This window comes from Trebonia kvetii (assembly GCF_007827045.1).
GTDB classification, from domain to species: domain Bacteria; phylum Actinomycetota; class Actinomycetes; order Streptosporangiales; family Streptosporangiaceae; genus Trebonia; species Trebonia kvetii.
In genome coordinates, this window is record NZ_RPFW01000005.1 from 100,756 (window position 1) to 121,343 (window position 20,588).

At 68.3% G+C, this 20,588-nt stretch carries 22 protein-coding genes and 1 pseudogene; 11 read left to right on the plus strand and 12 right to left on the minus strand.

Annotated elements, in window-relative coordinates; genetic code table 11:
• The first annotated feature begins 4 nt into the window (after window positions 1-4).
• Genes EAS64_RS45025 through EAS64_RS43820 form a run of 3 tightly spaced genes read left to right on the plus strand, consistent with a single transcriptional unit; the run spans window position 5 to window position 1,568 of the window.
• Window positions 5-538, plus strand: coding sequence for a hypothetical protein (locus tag EAS64_RS45025; RefSeq protein ID WP_222849600.1), 534 nt, complete (start codon window positions 5-7; stop codon window positions 536-538).
• Between the two features lie 31 nt (window positions 539-569).
• Complete coding sequence (locus tag EAS64_RS25465; RefSeq protein WP_145856937.1) at window positions 570-1,400, plus strand: mycofactocin-coupled SDR family oxidoreductase; 831 nt, start codon at window positions 570-572, stop codon at window positions 1,398-1,400.
• 24 nt (window positions 1,401-1,424) lie between these two features.
• Window positions 1,425-1,568, plus strand: a complete 144-nt coding sequence (locus EAS64_RS43820; RefSeq protein ID WP_187366171.1) for a hypothetical protein — start codon at window positions 1,425-1,427, stop codon at window positions 1,566-1,568.
• Window positions 1,569-1,655: 87 nt separating this feature from the next.
• Here the strand turns inward: EAS64_RS43820 and EAS64_RS47590 are convergent.
• Window positions 1,656-1,724: pseudogene (locus EAS64_RS47590) on the minus strand (AraC family transcriptional regulator); the annotation flags it as partial.
• 3 nt (window positions 1,725-1,727) lie between these two features.
• Window positions 1,728-2,126 carry a helix-turn-helix domain-containing protein gene (locus tag EAS64_RS25470; RefSeq protein ID WP_145856939.1) on the minus strand — a complete coding sequence of 133 codons (399 nt, stop codon included), beginning with the start codon at window positions 2,124-2,126 and terminating at the stop codon, window positions 1,728-1,730.
• Window positions 2,127-2,215: 89 nt separating this feature from the next.
• Between EAS64_RS25470 and EAS64_RS25475 the strand changes: the two genes are divergently transcribed.
• On the plus strand, window positions 2,216-2,581 hold the full coding sequence (locus EAS64_RS25475) for a 2,4'-dihydroxyacetophenone dioxygenase family protein (protein WP_145856941.1): 366 nt from the start codon (window positions 2,216-2,218) through the stop codon (window positions 2,579-2,581).
• A 77-nt stretch (window positions 2,582-2,658) separates the two neighbouring features.
• On the opposite strand, the gene EAS64_RS25480 is transcribed toward EAS64_RS25475, so the two are convergent.
• Window positions 2,659-4,149, minus strand: coding sequence for an FAD-dependent oxidoreductase (locus tag EAS64_RS25480; RefSeq protein WP_145856943.1), 1,491 nt, complete (start codon window positions 4,147-4,149; stop codon window positions 2,659-2,661).
• Window positions 4,150-4,253: 104 nt separating this feature from the next.
• The gene (locus EAS64_RS25485; RefSeq protein WP_145856945.1) at window positions 4,254-5,300 is read right to left on the minus strand and encodes a hypothetical protein; all 1,047 of its coding nucleotides are present in this window, start codon (window positions 5,298-5,300) and stop codon (window positions 4,254-4,256) included.
• A gap of 192 nt (window positions 5,301-5,492) precedes the next feature.
• On the opposite strand from EAS64_RS25485, the gene EAS64_RS25490 reads away from it, so the two are divergent.
• On the plus strand, window positions 5,493-6,953 hold the full coding sequence (locus EAS64_RS25490) for an MFS transporter (RefSeq protein WP_145856947.1): 1,461 nt from the start codon (window positions 5,493-5,495) through the stop codon (window positions 6,951-6,953).
• A 13-nt stretch (window positions 6,954-6,966) separates the two neighbouring features.
• Entirely contained in the window at window positions 6,967-7,956 is a 990-nt protein-coding gene (locus EAS64_RS25495; RefSeq protein WP_145856949.1) for an alpha/beta hydrolase, read from the plus strand.
• A gap of 53 nt (window positions 7,957-8,009) precedes the next feature.
• On the opposite strand, the gene EAS64_RS25500 is transcribed toward EAS64_RS25495, so the two are convergent.
• The 8 genes from EAS64_RS25500 to EAS64_RS25535 all read right to left on the minus strand — a co-directional run bounded on the left by EAS64_RS25500 (window position 8,010) and on the right by EAS64_RS25535 (window position 15,331).
• Window positions 8,010-8,471, minus strand: coding sequence for a nuclear transport factor 2 family protein (locus EAS64_RS25500; RefSeq protein WP_145856951.1), 462 nt, complete (start codon window positions 8,469-8,471; stop codon window positions 8,010-8,012).
• A gap of 44 nt (window positions 8,472-8,515) precedes the next feature.
• A complete protein-coding gene (locus tag EAS64_RS25505) occupies window positions 8,516-9,262 on the minus strand; it encodes an SDR family NAD(P)-dependent oxidoreductase (RefSeq protein ID WP_145856953.1) in 747 nt (248 codons plus the stop codon).
• 42 nt (window positions 9,263-9,304) lie between these two features.
• Window positions 9,305-10,192 carry a VOC family protein gene (locus tag EAS64_RS25510; RefSeq protein ID WP_145856955.1) on the minus strand — a complete coding sequence of 296 codons (888 nt, stop codon included), beginning with the start codon at window positions 10,190-10,192 and terminating at the stop codon, window positions 9,305-9,307.
• 30 nt (window positions 10,193-10,222) lie between these two features.
• The gene (locus EAS64_RS25515; RefSeq protein WP_145856956.1) at window positions 10,223-11,407 is read right to left on the minus strand and encodes an acyl-CoA dehydrogenase family protein; all 1,185 of its coding nucleotides are present in this window, start codon (window positions 11,405-11,407) and stop codon (window positions 10,223-10,225) included.
• A 262-nt stretch (window positions 11,408-11,669) separates the two neighbouring features.
• A complete protein-coding gene (gene dmpG / locus EAS64_RS25520; protein ID WP_145856958.1) occupies window positions 11,670-12,695 on the minus strand; it encodes a 4-hydroxy-2-oxovalerate aldolase in 1,026 nt (341 codons plus the stop codon).
• Between the two features lie 21 nt (window positions 12,696-12,716).
• A complete protein-coding gene (locus tag EAS64_RS25525) occupies window positions 12,717-13,616 on the minus strand; it encodes an acetaldehyde dehydrogenase (acetylating) (protein WP_145856960.1) in 900 nt (299 codons plus the stop codon).
• Between the two features lie 27 nt (window positions 13,617-13,643).
• Window positions 13,644-14,462, minus strand: coding sequence for a 2-keto-4-pentenoate hydratase (locus EAS64_RS25530; protein WP_145856963.1), 819 nt, complete (start codon window positions 14,460-14,462; stop codon window positions 13,644-13,646).
• Complete coding sequence (locus EAS64_RS25535; RefSeq protein WP_145856964.1) at window positions 14,462-15,331, minus strand: alpha/beta fold hydrolase; 870 nt, start codon at window positions 15,329-15,331, stop codon at window positions 14,462-14,464. Before EAS64_RS25535 ends, EAS64_RS25530 begins: the two co-directional genes overlap by 1 nt.
• Before the next feature lie 179 nt (window positions 15,332-15,510).
• Here EAS64_RS25535 and EAS64_RS25540 point away from each other — a divergent pair, with 179 nt between their 5' ends.
• From EAS64_RS25540 to EAS64_RS25560, 5 genes are all read left to right on the plus strand, one after another.
• Window positions 15,511-16,092 carry a flavin reductase family protein gene (locus EAS64_RS25540; protein ID WP_145856966.1) on the plus strand — a complete coding sequence of 194 codons (582 nt, stop codon included), beginning with the start codon at window positions 15,511-15,513 and terminating at the stop codon, window positions 16,090-16,092.
• A 309-nt stretch (window positions 16,093-16,401) separates the two neighbouring features.
• Window positions 16,402-17,901, plus strand: coding sequence for an MFS transporter (locus EAS64_RS25545; protein WP_145856968.1), 1,500 nt, complete (start codon window positions 16,402-16,404; stop codon window positions 17,899-17,901).
• Between the two features lie 120 nt (window positions 17,902-18,021).
• Complete coding sequence (locus EAS64_RS25550) at window positions 18,022-19,185, plus strand: 3-ketosteroid-9-alpha-monooxygenase, oxygenase component (protein WP_145856971.1); 1,164 nt, start codon at window positions 18,022-18,024, stop codon at window positions 19,183-19,185.
• A gap of 91 nt (window positions 19,186-19,276) precedes the next feature.
• Window positions 19,277-19,504 carry a hypothetical protein gene (locus EAS64_RS25555; RefSeq protein WP_145856973.1) on the plus strand — a complete coding sequence of 76 codons (228 nt, stop codon included), beginning with the start codon at window positions 19,277-19,279 and terminating at the stop codon, window positions 19,502-19,504.
• Window positions 19,504-20,550, plus strand: coding sequence for a ferredoxin--NADP reductase (locus tag EAS64_RS25560; protein WP_145856976.1), 1,047 nt, complete (start codon window positions 19,504-19,506; stop codon window positions 20,548-20,550). The genes EAS64_RS25555 and EAS64_RS25560 overlap by 1 nt, the downstream gene beginning before the upstream one ends.
• Window positions 20,551-20,588 lie beyond the last annotated feature (38 nt).

A 20,588-nucleotide genomic window follows, 5' to 3' on the forward strand; every position in this document is an offset into this window, starting at 1 on the left:
CGAGATGAAACTGCGACCCGGGCTGAAGCTGAGCAGCACGGTGTCGGATGCTCAGCTGATCGTCGTGCGGGCACCTGCGGCGGACGCGGACCTGCGGTGCGGTGGCGCACCGATGGTCGAGGGCGCACCGCCAGCGCGGGCCGAGGTCGGCGGCCCGCGGGGGGAGGGAATACTGACCGGGAAGCGGTACTCCGATGATGACGGCACCATCGAGCTGATCTGCACAAAGCCCGGACCGGGCGAGCTGACCCTGGACGGCCGACCGCTGACCGTCAAGGCGGCCAAGCCGCTGCCCGCGTCGGACTTACGACCGGTCACCGGACGTTCCGCTCGCGCATTACGTGCAGCGGCCCTGGATCGAGGGTGCAGCAGCGCGTCAGGCGCGGATCGCGCCATGTGCGCGAGCAACTTCCCCGTCGACAAGCTGTTCGGCAGCTTTGACGAGCTGTACGGCACGAACCAGATCGTCGTCGCCGAGTCGCCTGCCGAGCGGGGGGCGCTGTTCGCGGGCACCGCGCGCCGCATATACGGACTGTGACCGAGGGAAACGAAGGAAAGGACGGCATGCCGTGAGCGAACTTGAGGGCAAGGTCGCGCTGGTGACCGGCGGGGCACGCGGGCAGGGCCGCTCGCACGCGCTCGCGCTCGCCGCTGCGGGCGCGGCCGTGGTGGTCTGCGACATCGCGGCCCAGATCCCCTCGGTGCCATACCCGATGGCCACCAGGGAGGATCTCGACGAGACGGTGGCCATGATTGAGAAGGCGGGCGGCAGAGCGACCGCGTCGGTCACCGACGTCCGTGACGGCGCCGCCGTCAGCGACCTAACTGAGCGCGTCGTCAGGCAGCATGGCCGGCTCGACATCCTGATCGCCAACGCCGGCATCACCAGCTTCTATCAGGTGGCCGACATCCCCGACGCGGTATGGTCGGACACCCTGGCGGTCAACCTCACCGGTGCCTTCCACTGCATCAGGGCCGCGCTGCCGCACATGGCCGGCCAGCGGTACGGCCGCATCGTCGCGATCTCCTCAGGGGCGGGGCGGTCCGGGATGCCCAACCTCGGCCACTACGGTGCCTCCAAGTGGGGCCTGATCGGCCTAATCAAGACCGTGGCCGCCGAGACGGCAAGGCAGGGCATTACCGCCAACGTCGTCTGCCCGACCACGGTGAACACCCCGATGGTGGTCAACGACCGGACATTCGCCTTGTTCGCGCCGGACATCGAGCACCCGACCGCGGATGACGTGCGACCGCGGATGGCCGCGACCAACCCGATGGGAGAACCGTGGATCGAGCCGGAGGACGTGACCCGGGCGGTCATGTACCTGGTGACCGACCCTGGCCGTACCAGCGGCGCCGTCCTCGAGGTCAGCCTCGGCATGTCCGCGGCCCGCACCTGAGCCTTCGGCCAGGAGTACCCGTCGATGGCAGGCCAGGACAGCGGGCACCGGCTTTTCGTCCAGGTCGAACTCGTCCAGGTGCGGGATTCCGTTCCGGCCGCGGACGACCAGCCCGCGAGGGGTTGGGTCGACGTGGAAGTTCCGGTGACCGTCCCAGCCGAAGCCTGAGCGACGGGGCCGTCAGTGGGCGCGCCGGGTAGGGTTGCGCAGAGCGGGACGGGCGGCGCGTACGGCCGGGCGTGCATCCGGCAGAGGTTACGGCGGGCTGCTCTTGCGGTACTCGCGAGGGGACATGCCGTAACGGTTCTTGAAAGCCCGGATGAAATCCTAGGCGTCCTTGAAGCCGGTGCTGAACGCGATGCTGGCGACGCTGTGCCCGGCCTGGCGCGGATCGGCGAGCAGATGGGCGGCCCTGTGGAGGCGCTGCTCAAGGATCCAGCGGAACGGCGAGCTGTTCTCTGATTGGAATAGCAGGTAGAGATAGCGGACCGATACCCCCAGAGCGCGAGCCACTGCCGCGGGCGTCAGGTCGGGGTCGACGATGTGGTCCAGGATGTAACGGCGCGCCCGGGCCAGTTGGACGGCCTGCGGCACGTCGGGCTGCACGCCGGTGCCAAGTCGCTGCGACAGCGCGGCGGCCAGCAGGTCAAGCACGATGCCTCCGAGCTGTGGCAGCACATCCGGTGACAGGTCGGGCAGCTGGGGCGTCAGGGCACTGAAAAGCACTGAAAAACGTCGACAGGAGTGCCCCCGCGCCGTGGTCCCCGCGTACCGCCGCCGCCGTCGCGTCCCGGGGAAAGGGGCAGCGTGCCTCGATGAGCGTCCGGGGCACCTTCAGTACGAGCAGCTTGAACTGCTGTGGGTTCAGGCCCGGCGGCAGGCTCGGCCGGCACCGCCACCGCGGCTCGGTCTCCGGCTACGTCCTTGAGGGCAGCTGGCGCTACCTGGACTACGACTGGGTGGGGCGTGCTGGCGACTTCGTCCGGGAGAGCCCCGGACGGACGCACACGCTCTACTCTGAGAACGGCATGAAGACGTTCTTCTGGCTCAACGGGCCGCTGGAGTTCCTCGACGAGGAGGACCGTGTCATTGAGGTTGTCGATGTCTTCTGGTTCATCAACCACTACGAGAGCCACTGCCGGCAGCACGGCCTCAAGGTCAACGAAAGGCTCTATCTGTAATAGCCGAGCAGGCCGAAGGCGCCCCGGTTCAATAGCGAAGTCGTCGCCTTCATCACCCACTGCGCCGGAAACGAAGCTTAGCGGGCCGCGGCTCGTCCCGCACGGCGGCCGAAGAACGTGCCGTCCCCGAGCGACGTCCCGCTGACGTAGCCTTCGCCGTGGATGCCGGCCGCTGCCCGCCCCGCGGCGTAGAGCCGCGGGATCGGCCGGCCGGATACGTGGATGACCGCCCCGTCCACGGTAGTATGCAGGCCGCCAAGGGTGAACCCCGCGATCCCGGTCTTGGTGCCTGCCGCGACGCCGAGGACCCGTGGGTCGACGGCGGCGAGGGGGCCGTTGAGTTCGCGGAGCCATCGCGCGTTCTTGTGGAAATACCGGTCCTCGGCTCGAGCCGCATCCTGGTTGTAGGTCGCGATCGTGGTCTCGAGTGCGCCGGCGGGCATGCCAAGCTCCGACCCGAGTTCTGCCGCTGTCTCCGCCACGTGCTGCGGCTGCAACCCTGGCGCTTCCGTCGCGGCGGCCGCCTCGAAACCCTCTTGGTCGATGATCACCCACCAGGGCGCGGGTTGGTGCAGCAACGCGGCGTGGCTGTATGTGCCGGGATACACGTCCTCATTGATGAACCGCTGCCCCAGCGCGTTAACGAGTATGCCGTGGTAGGCCAGGGACGGCGGCGCGATGAGAGCCGCCTCCACCATTCCCATCCGCCTCGTGGCGGCGCCCAGCGCGCAGGCCATCCGGATGCCGCTGCCGTCGTCCCCGCCGTCGCTGACCTTGCCGTGTCCGAGCAGGACCGGGGCGTGGGCCGCGAGCATTTCCTCGTTGTCGACAAAGCCTCCGGTCGTCAAGATGACGCCCTTGCGTGCGCGGTAGCGCAGGTCCTGGCCGAAGTGCCGTGCCGTGACACCAGCCACCTGCCCCGACTCGTCGGCGATCAGGGCGGCGGCGCGGGTGTCGGTGTGAGTTCGTGCGCCGCCCGCATCGACGGCTGCCGCCAGCTTTTCCATGAGCAGCCAGCCCCCGTAGTTCTCGGCCGGCGGGCGGTGCCCGCGGGGCGCGGGGCGGGCGAGGGTGCCGTACGGCCATGCGTTCTCGCCGAGCCACATGAGGCCGTCCGTTGTCGGTGCCATCCACCCCGGTGCGTCATACAGTGTTTCCTGGAAGGAAATCCCCTGACGGCGCAGCCACTCGAAATGCTCGATGCTCTCGTCGCAGTAGAGCCGCAGTTTCTCCTCGTCCGCGTGCGGACCGAGCGCCGCTCGGAGGTAGGCGTACATGTCGTCCGCGCTGTCCTCGAACCCGCAGGCCTTCTGTACCTGTGTACCGCCGCCTAGGTAGATTTCGCCGCCGGACTGGGCGGAAGACCCGCCGGGTCCGGAAAGGCGTTCGAGCACGAGTACATCGGCGCCTGCGGCGGCCGCTTCCAGCGCGGCCGCCGCGCCAGCGCAGCCGAACCCGACGATGATGACATCCGTTTCATAGTCGAATCCCCCGACAGTCGTCAGCGGCACCGGGTCGACAGAATCACGGGCAACGGTTGACGGGAATGTCCCTGCGGCGTCGTTCATGGTCCTCATGATCGCCGCCGGCGGCCGTCCCATTACGCGATTTCCCGGTGACTGGGAGCGTGGGAGGCCCGCCGTGCGGCCCACGGATGGCTGGTCGCCGGTGCCTACGCGGCGTGCACGTCGAGTGGCGCCTCGGCAGGGTACTGACGCGGTGCCATGGCGTACGTTTCAGTCAGCAGCGAGATGAAGGCGCGGTTGGTCATCGGGTCGGATGGCTCGGTGAACTTGCTCCCGCGTCCCTTCAGGTCCGCGATCAGGAGGTCGAAGACCTTCTCGTACGTGAGGTCGTCGGTATGGTCGAGGTAGCGGTTCACGTCGGAGGCGTCATCGAAGACAAGGGCCGTGTAGTGGAACAGGGTCCGCGAGTCCTTACCGGCGAAGCGGGCAATCTCCGTCTCCCCGTTCCTGATGGACCAGGCGTCGCCGTCGGCGTGCAGCAGCGAGGTCATCTCCAGCGCCGGCAGGTCCCGGCGGTCGCGCGGTCCGCTGGCCTCGCGTCGGTGGTACATGCGTGAGTTGTCGCTGAGCACGGCGGTGTTCCGGAATGGCGGGGCCAGCCTGCGCGGTGCCATTTCGGGGCCGTCGGGCCAGTAGGTGAAGCCACCGTCGATATCGGAGTCGTAGAAGTAAGTGATGACCTGGCCGGTCTTGACTAGCCACGGGTCGAAGAGGCCCGACTTGGCCATCACGCCCATGAGCCAGACTGGGCAGCCGACCGAGGAGATGCCGCGCCAGTTGCCGCCGTCGAAATGCCCGGCGTCAAAGCTGTGGGCCGGGCCGCAGATGTTGAAGAGCATGTGGCTGGCGAAGCCGTATCTGGCGCCGTGCAGTCGCAGTACCGGGTCGAGGAGCTTGCGGCTCAAGTAGATGTCGTGCAGTTCATCGAATAGGACGATGCCTTCCTTGGCGAGGTAGCCGCGGAATACCGGCGCGGTAAAGTCCGCGAGCGTGGCACCTGAGTTGCGGTCGCGCCCGCCGGAGATTGCCAGGTACTCCTCGGTGCTGGTGAAGTGATGCGCCAGCACGAGCCGCCAGGGCGCGTGGCGGCGGACCGTGCCGAACAGAGCGGACACCTCGTCCCGGGTGTAGAAGCCGGGGATTACTTCCGGAGGGGCGACAGGCGTCAGCGGGTGGCGTTGGGCGGTGGTCATTGGCGACTTCCTTCGCTTGCTACATGGATCCGGCGGGCCCGGTCGGCCGCGCAAAAGGCACGCGATTTGCGGCCGCCGAGATATTGACGACGCTAACCCCGTATCACACACTGAGCAAGTGCTTGCTTGATAGACAAGCAAGTGCTTGATCGGGCAGGTGTTCGGCCTGCTGTCACGGAGGAGGGGTACTAAGTGGACGAAGCTGTCCGGGCCCGGGCCGAGAGGCCGACCAGGTACTACATGCTGGTTGTCGGTGTGATCGCCTTGGTGATCGGTAACGCGAACTTCGAGTTCACGCTGATCGGCGGTGCGTTCCCGAACATTGCCGTCGCTTTCCACACCACTCAGGTCTTGCTGGTCATGACCGTGGTGTTCGTCGCTTCGCTGGTCTTCCTGCCGATCACCGGTAAGCTCGGCGACATCTACGGCAAGAAGAAGATGCTCCTCGTGGTGAGCGTCCTGTTCGCCATCGGCTCGGTGCTGTGCGCGGTGGCCCCCGTCTACTGGCTGTTCCTCGTCGGACGGGTGCTTCAGTCCTCGTTCGTCGTCGCCTACGTAGCCGGATACGGGCTGGTCCGTGACCTGCTCCCGCGCCGTCTCGTGCCCCTGGGGGTCGGCTGGATCGGCGCGGGCACCGGGATCGCGGTGCTCGCGGGGCCGCTTCTCGGCGGCTGGCTCATCGACAGCTACGGCTTTCGCAGCGCGTTCTGGTTCGAGCTGATCTACGACGTTGCGGCCGGCCTCCTCGTGCTCTTCGTAGTTCCGGAAAGCCCGGTGCGCATCAAGCGGAAGGTCGACTACGCTGGCGGGCTGCTGCTCGGCGTCGGCATCGCCGTGCTCGTGTACGGCGTGGTCTACAACTGGGCGATCCCGTTCGCCTTCCCGGTTGCCGCGGTCCTCCTTATCGCCTTCGCGGCCGTCGAACGACGCACCGCCGAGCCCTTGATGAGCCTGCGGCTGCTCGGCAAGCCAAAGGTGTGGTACACGCTGCTGGCGGCGTCAGTGACGATCTTCGCCATCCAGGTGGGACCAAACGCCCTCGCGGAAATCGTGCGCATTCCTCGCATCCCCGGGGTACTCGACCAGGGACTCGGCTGGTCGGCGTGGCAGTACGGAATCTACGCGGGCCTGCCGTTCGGCTTGGTGGGTGCCCTCACCGGCCTCCTGGCGGGCTGGATGAGCCGCCGGTACTCGCCCCGCCTTGTGCTGCTCATCGCTGGCGTCGGCGGGCTGGTCCCGTCCCTGATCGCGGCGACATCGGCAAGCGGTGCGGCGGTATTCATCGTCATCGCCGCACTGCAAGGCGTGGGCCTCGGCTTCCTCTACGCGGCCGCGAATAACCTTGTCATCGAGGCTGTTCCCGCAGACAGTCAGGGCGTCGGCACGTCGATGCTCTACACGGCGCTCGGCACCATGAACGCCGTTTCCACGGCGATCATCGGAACGATCACCGCGGCCCACACGGTTCCGGTGGGCAGCGGCGCCGCGGCGGCGTTCATCGTCAACAGCGACGGCTTCCGCATTTCGTTCCTCGTGATGATCGGCACCAGCGTGGCCGGGCTCCTGCTGACCCTGGCCATGCGCCACGGAAGGCAGGCCGCCCTGGGCGGCGAGCCGGTGGAGGACATAGTGGCCGTACCTCAGGAAGTGTGAGGCAGGCCGGCCGATGACCCGACAGCGGCACGTTCCCGCACTCGACCCCGACGCGGCCGCGCTCGCGGAACTCCGCAGCCGGCAACGGAACGCCAAGACGATGCGTGAAACCGGCCTGGACGCAGTCCGGGCCGGTCTGGAGTCACTTCCCCACCCGCAGGGCATGCCCGCGATGGAGTCGGTGACGGATCACGTGATCTCCTGCGACCACGGCGACCTGCCAGTGCGGGTCTACAGCCCGGTCCCCGGCGCGGTCCTGCCGGGGATCGTGTACTTCCACGGCGGCGGCATGGTCATGGGGAGCAACCACTCCTTCGAGCCGTTCGCCAGGAACATCGCGGCTTACACCGGCCACCGCGTCGTCGCCGTCGACTACCATCTGGCCCCGGAATACCCGCCGCCCGCGCAGGCCGACGACGCCTACGCCGCGACCGAATGGACCGCCAAGTACGCCGCCGACCTCGGCATCGCACCCGACCGCATCTCCGTAGCCGGGGACAGCGCCGGCGGCACCCTCGCCGCGCTCGTCGCCCTGCGTGCCCGTGACCACGGCGGTCCGCGGCTGCTGTGCCAGGTGCTCATGTACGGCGGGCTTGACCGGGACATGGCGGCAGAGTCCATGTCCCAGTTCGCCCACGCCCCGGGGCTGAGCCGCGACGACGTCTTCTACCTGCACGACCTGGCGCGCGCCGGTCAGCCAGGCCCGGCAACCGCTGACGAGGTGCCGGCCTACGCCGATGACCTGAGCGGACTGCCATCGGCGATCATCGCCGTGGGGGAACTCGACCCGATCAGGGACTGGTCGGAACGGTACGCGCGTCGCCTGTGGGAGGCCGGAGTGCAGGCCACCGTGACCCGTTACCCCGGCGTCGGGCACGGGTTCCTCATGCAGATGTACCACCTGGCCCGGGGCCGTCAGGCGCTGGCGGAGATCGCGGGCGTGCTGCGCGCCAAGGTCGCGCACCCGTTGCCCTGGCAGACAGCAGACAAGAGTCACGAGTGACAGCAGACAAGAGTCACGAGTGACGGCAACGCGGCATCAGCCGGCAGCCTCGGTCACACAGTGGCGGCCGGGGCGGGTTGCAGGATCGCGATGTCGCCCACGGCGAGCTGCACGTCGAAGACTCGCTCGGTGATCCGCCACCCCTCTGCGGTGCGGCGCAGCCGGTCCCGGTATACGCCGAAGCACTCGTAGGGCGTCAGGGCCGCTCGTTCGCCGGCCCCGTGGTGATACACCCTGGCCTTGCAGCGGGCAGTCGCCTCCTCCCCGGCAACTTCAACCATGTGGTTCCCCAGCAGGTGCTGCGTCGGTCCGCATCCGTCAAGGAACGAGCGGATGAACGCAACTATCGCATCCCGCCCCTCCAACGGCGGGCCGCCGGGCCCGCCGTAGCGGCCGACCGCGTCGGCGCTGAAGACCTGGTCGAGCAGTGTCCAGTCCCGCTCGTCCAGGCTGTAGGTGTAGCGGCTGACGACATCGACGATGGCAGCGCGATCACCCAGCTCCGCTGTAGTCATTTCGCTCCTCCTGTCGGTAGCGTTACCAGGGGTCAGCCCGTAGTTCAGTAACCCGGGCCGGTAAGCAGACCGCCATCGACGAGCACTTCGCTGCCTGTGCAGTAACTGGCAGCGTCTGAAGCGAGGAAGATGACAACGCGCGTTACCTCGGCTGCCCGGCCCCAGCGGGGGATGGGCAGCCACGGCACGAACGGCTGATCCGGGTCCAGGTCGGGCACCATGTCGGTGTTCATCGGAGTCGCGATCCCGCCCGGATGTACCGAGTTGACCCGGATATTGCGCGGACCGAGTTCACGTGCGGCCACCTTGGTCAAGCCGCGGAGGGCAAACTTGCTTGCGGAATAGGCCGACAGGCCAGCCGCGCCAGCGTAGCCCTCCACGGAGGAGATGTTGACAATCGAGCCGCCGTCGGACATCACCGCCGCCACCGCCCGGATACCGAGCCAGCAGCCGAACAAGTTGATGTCCAGGATTTTCCTGAATTCCTCGGGCGCCTGCTCGATGATCTTGCCGAACCGCACGATACCCGCATTGTTAACAAGAATATCGAGGCTGCCGTAACGAGAGACGGTTTCGGATACCGCTGCGGCCCACTCGTCCTCACTGGTTACATCGTGATGCAAGTAGTGCCCGTCCGAGCCAACCTCAGCCGCCAGCGCCTTGCCCTCATCGTCACGGACGTCGCCGAATACTACCCGCGCACCTTGGGCGATGAACTGCCTTACGTGCTCGGCACCCATTCCGCGCGCACCGCCGCTGATCAGGGCGACCTTGCCGTCAAGTTGTCCCATGCCTTCCTGCCCTTTCCCCACTATCACGCCCGCGGCTGTCGATCAGGTGAAGTCCCACTTGTGGCCCCAGTAGCTGTCCGCGGTGATCTCCTCGGCGGTGTAGTAGGTCTCGTCGACCACCATGCCGTCGGTGCCCACCTCAAGGTCCCACCCGCCCGGGGTGCGGACGTAGAAGGAGACCATCTTGTCGTTGGTATGCCGGCCGAGGGTTGAGGACAGGTGGTAATTCCCCGCGTACACCCGGTCGAGCGCCCGGCCGACCTCGTCCAGGGTTTCGCACTCGACCATGATGTGCACAAGGAGCGGCGGCTTGGGGTCGGGGAGCGGCAGGAACGCGAGCGAGTGGTGGCGGGCGTTGGGGCTCATGAACCGCATGCGGACCGGACCGTACTCCGGCGGCGCCGGCAGCCGGAACGCGCCGCGCGGCAGGAAGCCGAGCGTCTCCCCGTAGAACTGGTAAGCGCCGTCGAGGTCGCCGACTGGGATGACCACGTGCCCGAGGCCAAGCTTGCCGGTGACGAACCGGTTGTTGTACGGCGTCGCGACCGGGGTGTGATCGAGTGCCGGTCCGTAGAAGATCTCGGTGGGCGTGCCGCCGGGCGCCTCGAAGGCGATCCCCGCCTCGACTCGGCGCAGTTCGGCTTCCTCCGCCGAAAGCGGCTTCGCGGCCACGCCCGCGCCGTCGAGTTCCGACTGCACCCGGCGCAGGGCGAGGTGATCGCGGACCTCCCAGCCGACCGCGTCGACACGGTCCTCGTCGCCTGGCAGCAGGATGATGCGTCCGGGCCGCTCGTCCATCCGCAGGTACAGGGCCCCCGGTTCCGGGCCGCTGCCCTGGGCGAAGCCGATCGTCTCGAACGCGAACTTCCGCCACGCATCCATGTCCGCAGCGCGGACTCGTACGTAGCCGAGTGAGCTGATGAGTGTCATTGTCGTTCCTTTCTCAGATCGCGGTGACGGTCAGATCAGGGCGCGCAGCATGCCCTCGGGCTCGATGCCCATGGCGGTCAGCGCCGTGGCGTGATAGATGCCGCCTGGCGCATGGATGGCGTGCTGCAGTCCCACGTGCGCGTCCCGCCAGAACCGCTGCATCACGTTCTGCCTGCGCACCGCGTTGCCGCCGGAACGGGCGAAGATCTCGTCGACCGCCGCCACCGCCCGCCATGCGCAGCGGACCTGGTTGCGCCGCTGCATGGCGCGGTCGGCGAAGGTGATCTCCTTTCCGGAGTCTGCCAGGTCGTACAGCCGGCTGATTCCGTCGATCAGCTGGATGCGCGACGACTGGATCTCCGCGGCGGCCTCGCCGATCGCCGACAGAACGTACGGGTCGTCCTTGATCGCGGTGCCCATCGCGGACACCCGGGGACGCTGGTAGGCGAGGTGCGCCGCCAGTGCGCCCTCGGCGATGCCGATGACGGCCGAGGTGATGCCGAGCGGGAACATCGCCCAGAACGGCAGCCGGTAGACGGTGTCGGCCCGCCCGGCCCGCTCGGCGGCGATCTCGCCCTCCGCCACCTCCATCGAGTCGATGGTCCGGTACTCCGGGATGAACGCGCCGTCGACGATGATGTCCTTGCTGCCGGTGCCGCACAGCCCGATGACGTCCCAGGACTCATCCACGATCGTGTAGTCCTTGCGGGGCAGCACGACGTGCAGCCCCTTCATCGGCTGGGCTGGCTTCCCGTCCGCGTCCCCGACGAGTGCGCCGAGGAAGATCCAGTCACAATGGTCGGTCCCCGAGGAGAAGTTCCACCGGCCGCGCAGGATGTACCCGCCATCGGTCGGCGTCGCGACGCCCTGCGGTGCGTAGGGTGAGGCGATCCACGTGTCCGGATTGGCGCCCCACACTTCTTCCTGCAGCTTCCGGTCCATCAGCGCCATTTCCCAGGGATGGACCCCGCCCACGCCGCATACCCACCCGGTCGACCCGCAGTGGGCCGCAACCGCCATCACCGCTTCCGCGAAGTCGCGCGGGTGGGCCGCGTAGCCGCCGAAATCTGTTGGCTGCAGCAGCCGCATGACCCCGGCCTCGCGCATGAGCTTGACGCTCTCGTCGGTGAGCCTGCCAAGCCGCTCGGTCTCCTCCGCGGTCGCCGCGAGCTGCGGCGCGATCTCGGCTACCTTCTGGACAACTTCGTGCGCCATGCGCGCTACCTCCGGGCTACTAGTGCGGGATGCGGGCCCGCCCCACGACGTGGGAGTGTCTTGACGCTAGGCCGCGGGCAGAGAGGCCGCGAGACTGCTTCCCGCTGACTGGGAAGCTCGTGCATCGCGGATGAACAGCTGCTATTCCGAACGGGTGCGTGCCTGCGCCCTCTTGCTCGGCCCCTTCCTGGGGCGTGGCGGCGAGGGCACGGCGCGCACCCGTAGCGGGTGATTGAGTTGCTCTGGATTTTTGGTGAGCTTGCTACTTGCGCTCAGCGAGACCGACGGCGATCTCGATGAGCTGGTCTTCCTGGCCGCCGACGAGCTTGCGGCGGCCGGCCTCGATGAGGATCTCGGCGCCGGACACGCCGTACTTGTTCGCCTGGATCTCCGCGTGCTTGAGGAAGCTTGAGTACACGCCGGCGTAGCCCATGGTGAGCGAGAGCCGGTTCAGTTCGGGCGGGTTGCTCGCGAGGACCGGCGCGACGGTTTCCTCGGCGGCGTCGATGATCTTCACGGTGTCGATGCCGGTCTTGATGCCGAGCCGCTCGGTGACCGCGGCGAACGCCTCGACCGGCGTGTTGCCCGCCCCGGCGCCGAAGCGGCGGGTGGAACCGTCGATCTGCTTGGCGCCCGCCCGGGCGGCGAGCACCGAGTTGGCCACGCCGAGCCCGAGGTTCTCGTGGCCGTGGAAGCCGACCTGCGCGTCGTCGCCGAGCTCGGCGACCAGCGCGGCGATCCGCTCGCTGACCCCGTCCATGATCAGCGAGCCTGCCGAGTCCACCACGTAGACGCACTGGGCGCCGGCGTCGGCCATGATCCGCGCCTGCCTGGCGAGCACCTCGGGGGGCTGGCTGTGTGCCATCATCAGGAAGCCGACCGTTTCGAGGCCGATGCTGCGGGCCACCTTGAAGTGCTGGATGGAGATGTCGGCCTCGGTGCAATGGGTGGCGATCCGGCAGACCGAGGCGCCGTTGCCGGCCGCCTGGCGGATGTCGTCGGTGATGCCAAGGCCCGGCAGCATCAGGAACGCGATCTTGGCCTGCCTGGCGGTCGCCACGGCGGTGGAGATCAGGTCCTGGTCGGGCACGGCGCTGAAGCCGTAGTTGAACGAGGAGCCGCCAAGGCCGTCGCCGTGCGTCACCTCGATGACCGGCACGCCGGCTCCGTCGAGCGCGGCCACGATGGTCCGCACGTTCTCGATGGTGAACTGGTGCCTGATGGCGTGCGAGCCGTCGCGCAGTGAGGAGTCGGTGACGCGGACATCGAGGTCTGCGCTGTATGACATGAATGGGGTCTCCTGTCCGGCTTAGGCGCGCGCGGCGAGGATCCGCGTGGCGAACCCTTCCCCGACCCTGGTGGCGGCGGCGGTCATGATGTCGAGGTTGCCCGAGTACGGCGGCAGGAAGTCCCCGGCGCCCTCCACTTCGACGAACACCGCGACGCGGGCGCGACCGCCGCTCATCGGCGTGGGGTCGTCGAACTGCGGCTCGGTGCGCAGCCGGTAGCCGGGCACGTAGGCGGCGACGTCGGCCGCGATCTCCTTGATGGAGGCGGCGATGGCGTCCCTGTCGGCGTCGGCCGGGATCGCGCAGAAGATCGTGTCCTGCATCAGCATCGGCGGCTCGGCCGGGTTCAGGATGATGATGGCCTTGCCGCGCTGCGCGCCGCCGATCGTCTCCACGCCCCGCGCGGTGGTCTTGGTGAACTCGTCGATGTTGGCCCTGGTGCCGGGGCCCGCGGACGGGGACGCGACGCTGGCGACGATCTCCGCGTACTCCACCGGGACGATGCGGGATACCGCGTAGACCATCGGGATGGTCGCCTGGCCGCCGCAGGTGATCAGGCTGACGTTGGGCGCGCTCGTGTGCTCGCCGAGGTTGACCGCGGGGACCACCGCCGGGCCGAGCGCGGCGGGCGTGAGGTCGACGGCCTGGATGCCGCGCTCGGCGTACTTCGGCGCGTTCTCCCGGTGCACGTAGGCGGAGGTGGCCTCGAAGACCAGGTCGGGGCGCTCGTTGGCGAGCAGCCAGTCCACGCCCTCGGCGGTGGCGGTCAGGCCGTGGTCCGCTGCCCGCTTCAGCCCGGGGCTGTCCGGGTCGATGCCGATCATCCAGCGCGGCTCGATCACGTCCGAGCGGAGCAGCTTGTACATGAGGTCGGTGCCGATGTTGCCCGACCCGACGATCGCGGCGGTGGCCTTGGTCACGGTGTCTTCCCTGTTGCTCGAAGCCGGCTAGTTGAACTCGGCGGTCACGGAGCCGAGCCCGGCGAACTCGGCGCGGAAGCTGGTGCCTGGTGTCGCGTCGATCGCTCTGGTGCACGACCCCGGGATAATAAGGTGCCCGGCCTCGAGCTTCACCCCGAAGCCGGCCACCTTCCGTGCCAGCCAGGCCACGCACCAGGTCGGGTTGCCGAGCACCGCGCTCGTGTTGCCACGGGCGACCTCAGTGCCGCGCGGGTCAGCCGGGCCGCCGCGGTAGAGCACCGCCTCGATGTCCGCCAGGTCGACGCCGTCGGCCGCCAGCTCGGCCGGGGTCTTCCATGCCTCGCCGAGGATGACGCCGGCCGAGGACGCGTTGTCGGCGATCGTGTCCGCCAGCTTGATCCGCCAGTCCCTGATGCGGCTGTCGATCAGCTCCAGGCTCGGCACGATGTACTCGGTCGCGGCCAGCACATCCGCCTCGGTGCAGCCCGCGCCCGGCAGGGGAGCCCCGAGCACGTAGCCGATCTCGACCTCGATCCGCGGGTAGCAGTACCCCCCCGCCGCGATCGGCGCGTCCTGGTCGAGGATCATCGCGTCGAGCAGGTGCCCGTAGTCCGGCTCGTCGACGCCCATCATCTGCTGCATCACCGGGGAGGACAGGCCGACCTTGTGCCCGCGCACCCGGGCGCCCGCGGCGGCCTTGCGCCGGATGTTGATCAGCTGGATCTCGTAGGCGTCCACCACGTCGATGCCGGGGAACGACTCGGTCAGCGGGTCAACCGGCGCCATGTCCCGCTCCGCCGCCCACAGCAGTTCCGCGGCGGCCGAGCGCTGCTCTGCGTCCAGCATTAAGCGTGGTCTTTCCTGGTCAGGAACGCCAGGACAGCGTTTTCCCAGGCGGCCTTCTGCTCGATCATCACCCAGTGGCCGCAGTCAGGGAAGATGTGCACCTCCACGTCGGGGATCGTGCGCATCGGCAGCAGCATCATGTCCACCGGGCTGACCCGGTCATCGCGGCCCCAGGTGATCAGCGTCCTCGCCTTGACCTTGTGCAACATCGCCCAGCCGGGCGGCGCGTCGGAGTTCCGCGCAGCGCTGGCCATCGCCGCGATGGCCGCCGATCCGTACATCCGGCGGGCGCTCTCCAGCGTCGCCGGGTCCGTGGCCAGCGCCCAGCGCTCCTCGATCATCTCCTCGGTGACCAGTGCCGGGTTGTACACCATCGAGTGCAGCCAGCGGACCAGCCGCTCCCGGCTGGGTTCGTCAGTGAACTGGCTCAGCAGCTTGATGCCCTCACCGGGCGACGGGCTGAAGATGTTCGTGCCCATACCGCCGATGGTGACCAGGCGCCGCACCCGGTCCGGGTGGGCGATCGCCACCGAGGTCGCCGCGAAGCCGCCCATCGAGTTGCCGATGATGTCGACCTGCTGCAGGCCGAGCCCGTCGAGGAAGCGGGGGACCGCCTTGACCGCCGCGGCCATTGGGTGCTCGTCGGCCGGGTGGCTGACCCCGAATCCGGGGAACTCGAGGATCAGGCAGCGGAAGTGCTCCGCGAGGACCGGCAGGTTGCCGCGGAAGTTCCGCCAGCCAGTCACCCCGGGACCAGAGCCGTGCAGGAGCAGCAGCGGAGGCCCCTCGCCGGCCTCATGGTAGCGCAGAACGCCCTGGTCGGTCGTGAGTTCCCGTGCCGTCGAGTCATGGGTCAGCTCTATGAGCATACGTCCGTCCCGTTCGTCGCGATGATGGCCGCTGGCCAAGCTAGCGTTTGATAACGGACCTTGGAACTGGCCTTTCCCGCTCAGCGGGAGACAAGGAAGCCTGTCTCGCTCAGCGGGAAGCGCCCTCGTGGCCAATGCGGCCTGTTCCTAGCATTTGGGGAATGGTAGCGGTGAGTCCCATGGCCGGTGAGCCTGCGGGCCCTGTCTCTTCTGAGCGGCCTGGCACAATCGCCTCGCCGACCCCTCAGGCGATGCGGCGCGCGCTCGGCCTGTTCGCGAGCGGCGTCACGATCATCACCGGCCTTGACGACGGTGAGCCGGCGGGCTTCGCCTGCCAGGCCTTCTCGTCGGTGTCACTTGACCCGCCGATGATCCTGTTCTGCGTCGACCGGGGCAGCAGGAGCTGGCCGCGCATCAGAAGGTCCGGCCGGTTCACCGTGAACGTGCTCGGCGAGGACCAGGTCGCCCTCTGTGCCCGATTCGGGTCGAAGACGGGCAGCAAGTTCGATGGCCTGGACTGGACGCTGTCCCGCTGGTCCACTCCCGCGCTGCCCGGCGTGATCCTGCGGGTCCACGCGGAGGTCCAGGATGTCCACGCCGCGGGCGATCACGACGTGGTGATCGGCCTTGTCCGCGAACTGGAACCGGCACCGGGCGGGCGCCCCCTGGTGTTCTACCGTGGGAAGTTCGGACTTGAACACGACATCCCGCAGGCACTGCTCCCATTCGGCCTGTGGGGCTGGGCCGACGACTGGGGATAGGCAAGGCCATCGAAGTCGCGGCCGCCCCTTGCGCCCGGGTAGAACTGCACGAGGGCACAGCTAGCGCCTGGCACACCGGCTGTCACGACGCCCACGGCTCCCTGCCCGCGCTCACGTCGCTTGGCCCCGCATGCGTGGCGCCGTCAAGTCCTTCAAAACCTCCCAGTAGGCGGGAGGTTTTGAGAAGTCTTCTCACTAGGTGGGATTGAGCCAAGCCGCTCCAGGGATGCGCGGTCTACCGTCCGGTGCATCAACGACTGCGGCCGCCCCCGGAAAAGCGGCCGCCGCACCCCTAGGAGGCGTCCGACGATGAGCACCATCCAGGGCAGCACTGCCGCTCCTAGAGCGCGCGGGTGGGATGCCCGCCTCGCGCTCTCTCTGTTCTTCATCACCATGGTGATGGAGATTGTCTCCCTCAGTTATGCAAAGGTAGCCACGGCGCTGCCACAGATCATGACCACTTTCCACACCACGCAGAGCGGCTGGCTGCTGACTAGCTCACTGCTCGTCGGCGCGGTGTCAAGCCCGCTGCTCGGCAAGCTGGCCGACCTGTACGGGAAGCGGCGGGTCCTGCTGGCCACGATCGCCGTCGGCTGGATCGGCTCCATCCTCGCTGCGATCGCGCCGACCTTCGGCCTCCTGATCGCCGGGCGGGCGCTGCAGGGCGCGCTGATCCCGTGCATGTTCCTCAGCTATTCGCTCATCCGCGACGTCTACCCGCCCCGGACGGTGCCGTTCGCGGTGAGCATCGCCACCGCGGGCCTAGGGGTCGCCTCGGTGCCTGTTCCGTTCCTGAACGGCTGGCTGATCGACACGTGGGGCTGGCGCTCGATCTTCTGGTTCGATGTCTTGTGGCTCACCGTCATGGCCCCGGCCATCTACCTGACGACGCCTGAAACGCCGTTGCGCAAGAAGTCGCGTCTCGACCTGCTCGGCTTCCTGCTGCTCGGCGGAGGGGCGGCCGGGGTGCTCGTCGGGGTGAGTTTCGGCCAGCAGTGGGGCTGGTCGTCCGGCTCAACCCTGGGATTCATCGGGGCCGGGCTAGCGCTGCTCGCCGCTTGGTGGCTCTCCGCGCGGCGCATGAGCGAGCCGCTCATCGACATCTCCCTGATCTCCCGCCGACCGATACTCGGGGCTGCGGTCGGGTCCGGTATCACCTACGGAGTCACGGTCCTCAGCTCCACCATGCTGCCGCTGCTGGCCGAGATCCCGCGGCTCGCGGGCGGCGACTACGGGCTCGGCTTCTCGCCGTTCCGCTTCGCGGAGATCGGCGCGCCGAACGCGGCCGCGCTGGTGGTGGGCGGAATCCTCACCGGGTTCCTCATGCGCCGGATCTCACCCAGGATCACGATGGCGACAGGCCTGCTGATCCAGGCAGTCGGCGCGCTGTTCCTCGCCTTCTGGCACTCTACGGCCCCCGAGCTGATCATCCTGGCGTGCGTGGTCGGGCTCGGTTCCGGGCTCGGGTACGCGTCCACACCCAACATGGTGATCGCTAACACCCCAGCCCACGAGCAGGCATCCACATCCAGCGTCGTGCAGATCTGCCAGACCGGCCTCTCGGCTTGCATGCCGGTCGCGCTGTTCGTGATCTTGGCGGCCAATGTCCGCGCGGTGTTCGCGGGCACTCCGATCTACTCCGGCACCGGATACCAGGACGGCTGGTTCCTGATGACAGGGCTGGCCCTATTCGGCTCGCTGCTGCTTGTGACGGTGTTCCGCACCCGGTCGGAGCCCGTGGTGGAGGAGTCCCTGGTCGCCGCCACGGCGGTGGCGACGGCGGCCGAAGGCGCGGGAACTGCCCAGTGAGTGGGAACGAGGCTTTCCCGGCGGCGGTGCGCTTTCCAGTATGAAAGCCGGGGACAGTCTCGCCTGGCCGCCTGACCGGCGGCGGCTCGTGCCCGATCAGCTTCAGATGTGGAGGAGAAGATGACGTCAGAAGATGACGACGTACGCGTCATCGACGCCGGCGCGCCGCCCGCCCGGTACGCGCGGGGCTGGCACTGCCTGGGACTCGCCGACAGCTTCCGCGACGGGAAACCGCACGCTGTGCATGCCTTCGGTACCAAGCTGGTGGTGTTCGCCGACAGCGCCGGCCGGCTCAACGTGCTGAACGGCTACTGTCCGCACATGGGCGGCGACCTCACGCAGGGAACGGTGAAGGGCGACGAGGTCGCCTGCCCGTTCCACGACTGGCGGTGGTCGGGCTCGGGCCGCTGCGCCAGCATCCCTTATGCCCGCCGGGTGCCGCCGCGCGCCAGGACGAGGGCGTGGACCGTCCTTGAGGAGAACAGGCAGCTCTTCGTCTATCACGACCCGCAGGGCAATCCCCCGCCGCCGGAAGTGACGATCCCCAGGATCGACGCGGCGTTCTCCGACGAGTGGTCGGACTGGACGTGGAACTCGGTGCTGATCGAGGGCGCGAACTGCCGGGAAATCGTCGACAACGTGGTCGACATGGCCCACTTCTTCTACGTGCACTACGCATTCCCTGTGTACTTCAAGAATGTCTTCGAGGGGCACATCGCCACGCAGTACATGAACTCGAAGGCACGCGACGACATCTCGTTCGGCTCGAACTACACCAAGGCGGAGGGCGAGGAAGAGCGGGTCGGCAAGTCCGACGCCTCCTACTTCGGCCCGTCCTACATGATCGACTGGCTGCACGGGTCGAACGGCCTGATCGACACCGAGACCGTCCTGATCAACTGCCACTACCCGGTGACGCCCACCAGCTTCGTGCTCCAGTGGGGCTGCATCGTGAAGAAGGTCCCCGGCCGGCCCGATGAGGAGGCGAACGAGATCGCCGCGGCGACCGCGAAGGGGGTCGAGGTCGGATTCCTTCAGGACGTCGAGATCTGGAAGAACAAGACCAGGATCGACAACCCGCTGCTGTGCGAGGAAGACGGCCCCGTCTACCAGCTCCGCCGCTGGTACGAGCAGTTCTACGTGGACGTCGAGGACGTAACTCCGGAGATGACCAACCGTTTCGAGTTCGAGCTCGACACCGAGCGGGCCATCGAATTCTGGCAGAAGGAAGTCGCGGAAAACCTCGCGCGGCAGAACGGCGTGGCTGTCAGCCCCCTCGGATGACCTGCCGCCCGATCGGGGTGACCGCGGTGCCCCCGCGGTCACCCCGATGCCATGTCGCGGCACAAGGAAGCCCCAGGAAGGAGCGTCGCCGTTGCAACCGCTGTCCTGCCGCCGGTGCGGCACGGCCGTGCTCGTGGAGAAGTACAGCCTCGCCCACACGTCGGTACAGTGGCCTGATGACTCGCGGGTCTGCCCGGAGTTCGCGGAACGAGTCGCCGTCAGCGGGCGGCCCGCCACGGCCATCATCCCCACCTGCCTGCAACTGCGCGACTCGATCGAGGACGCGGTCCGCGCCGGCGTGCTTGGAGTGCAGGACTGATGCCATCGTCGCCCGTACACCGGCTGCGCGTCGCCAGTGTCGTCCGCGAGACGCACGACAGCGTGTCCGTCGCCTTCGACGTGCCCGTCCACCTTGCCGACCGGTTCCTCCACCTTCCCGGGCAGTTCCTCACCCTGCGCGTCCCGGTGCCTGGCGGGGGCTGGGCGGCCCGCTGCTACTCACTGTCAAGCGCGCCCGGTGACGGGCCGCCCACCATCACCGTGAAGCGGGTCAGGGACGGGCTCGCGTCGAACTGGATCTGCGATTCGCTCACGCCGGGCAGCGAGGTCGAGGTGCTGCTGCCCGCGGGCGCCTTCGTGCCCCGGGAGGAGCACGAGGATCTCCTGCTGCTAGCCGGCGGCAGCGGGATCACGCCGATCATGTCCATCCTGCGCGCCCGGATGGCGCGCCAGGGCACGAGGGCCGTGCTCATCTACGCCAACAGGGACGAGCGCTCGGTGATCTTCGCCGACGAGCTTCGCAAGCTTAGCGCGGGTCACCCCGGCAGGCTGCTCGTGATCCACCTGCTCGAGAGCGTGCAGGGCCTGCCCACGGTCGATCAGCTCGCCAGGCTCTGCGCACCGTTCGCCTCGGCGGACGCGGCGCTGATCTGCGGACCCGGTCCGTTCATGGACGCCGTCGCCGCAGCGCTCGCCCGGGCAGGGATGGCGGGTGAACGGGTACTGACGGAGAAGTTCCGCTCGCTCGAGTCTGACCCGTTCGCCCTGCCGGAGCCCGCCGCACAGGCGGGGGAAGGCGCTGACGCGGGCGCGGGCGCGACGGTCGACGTCGAGCTTGACGGCGAGCGCAGGACCCTCGACTGGCCGGCCCAGACGCTCCTGCTCGACCTGCTGCGCGCCAACGGACTCGACGCGCCGTTCTCCTGCCGCGAGGGCGCGTGCAGCGCCTGCGCCTGCCGCCTGCTCGCCGGCGAGGTCAAGATGCTGCGGAACGAGGTCCTCGAGGAGGAGGACCTCGCGGACGGCTACATCCTGGCGTGCCAGTCGCTGCCCGTCTCCGACCACGTCGAGGTTACGTACAACTGACCAGTCCGCGATGGCTGCTGCTTCCCGGGGACCTTACG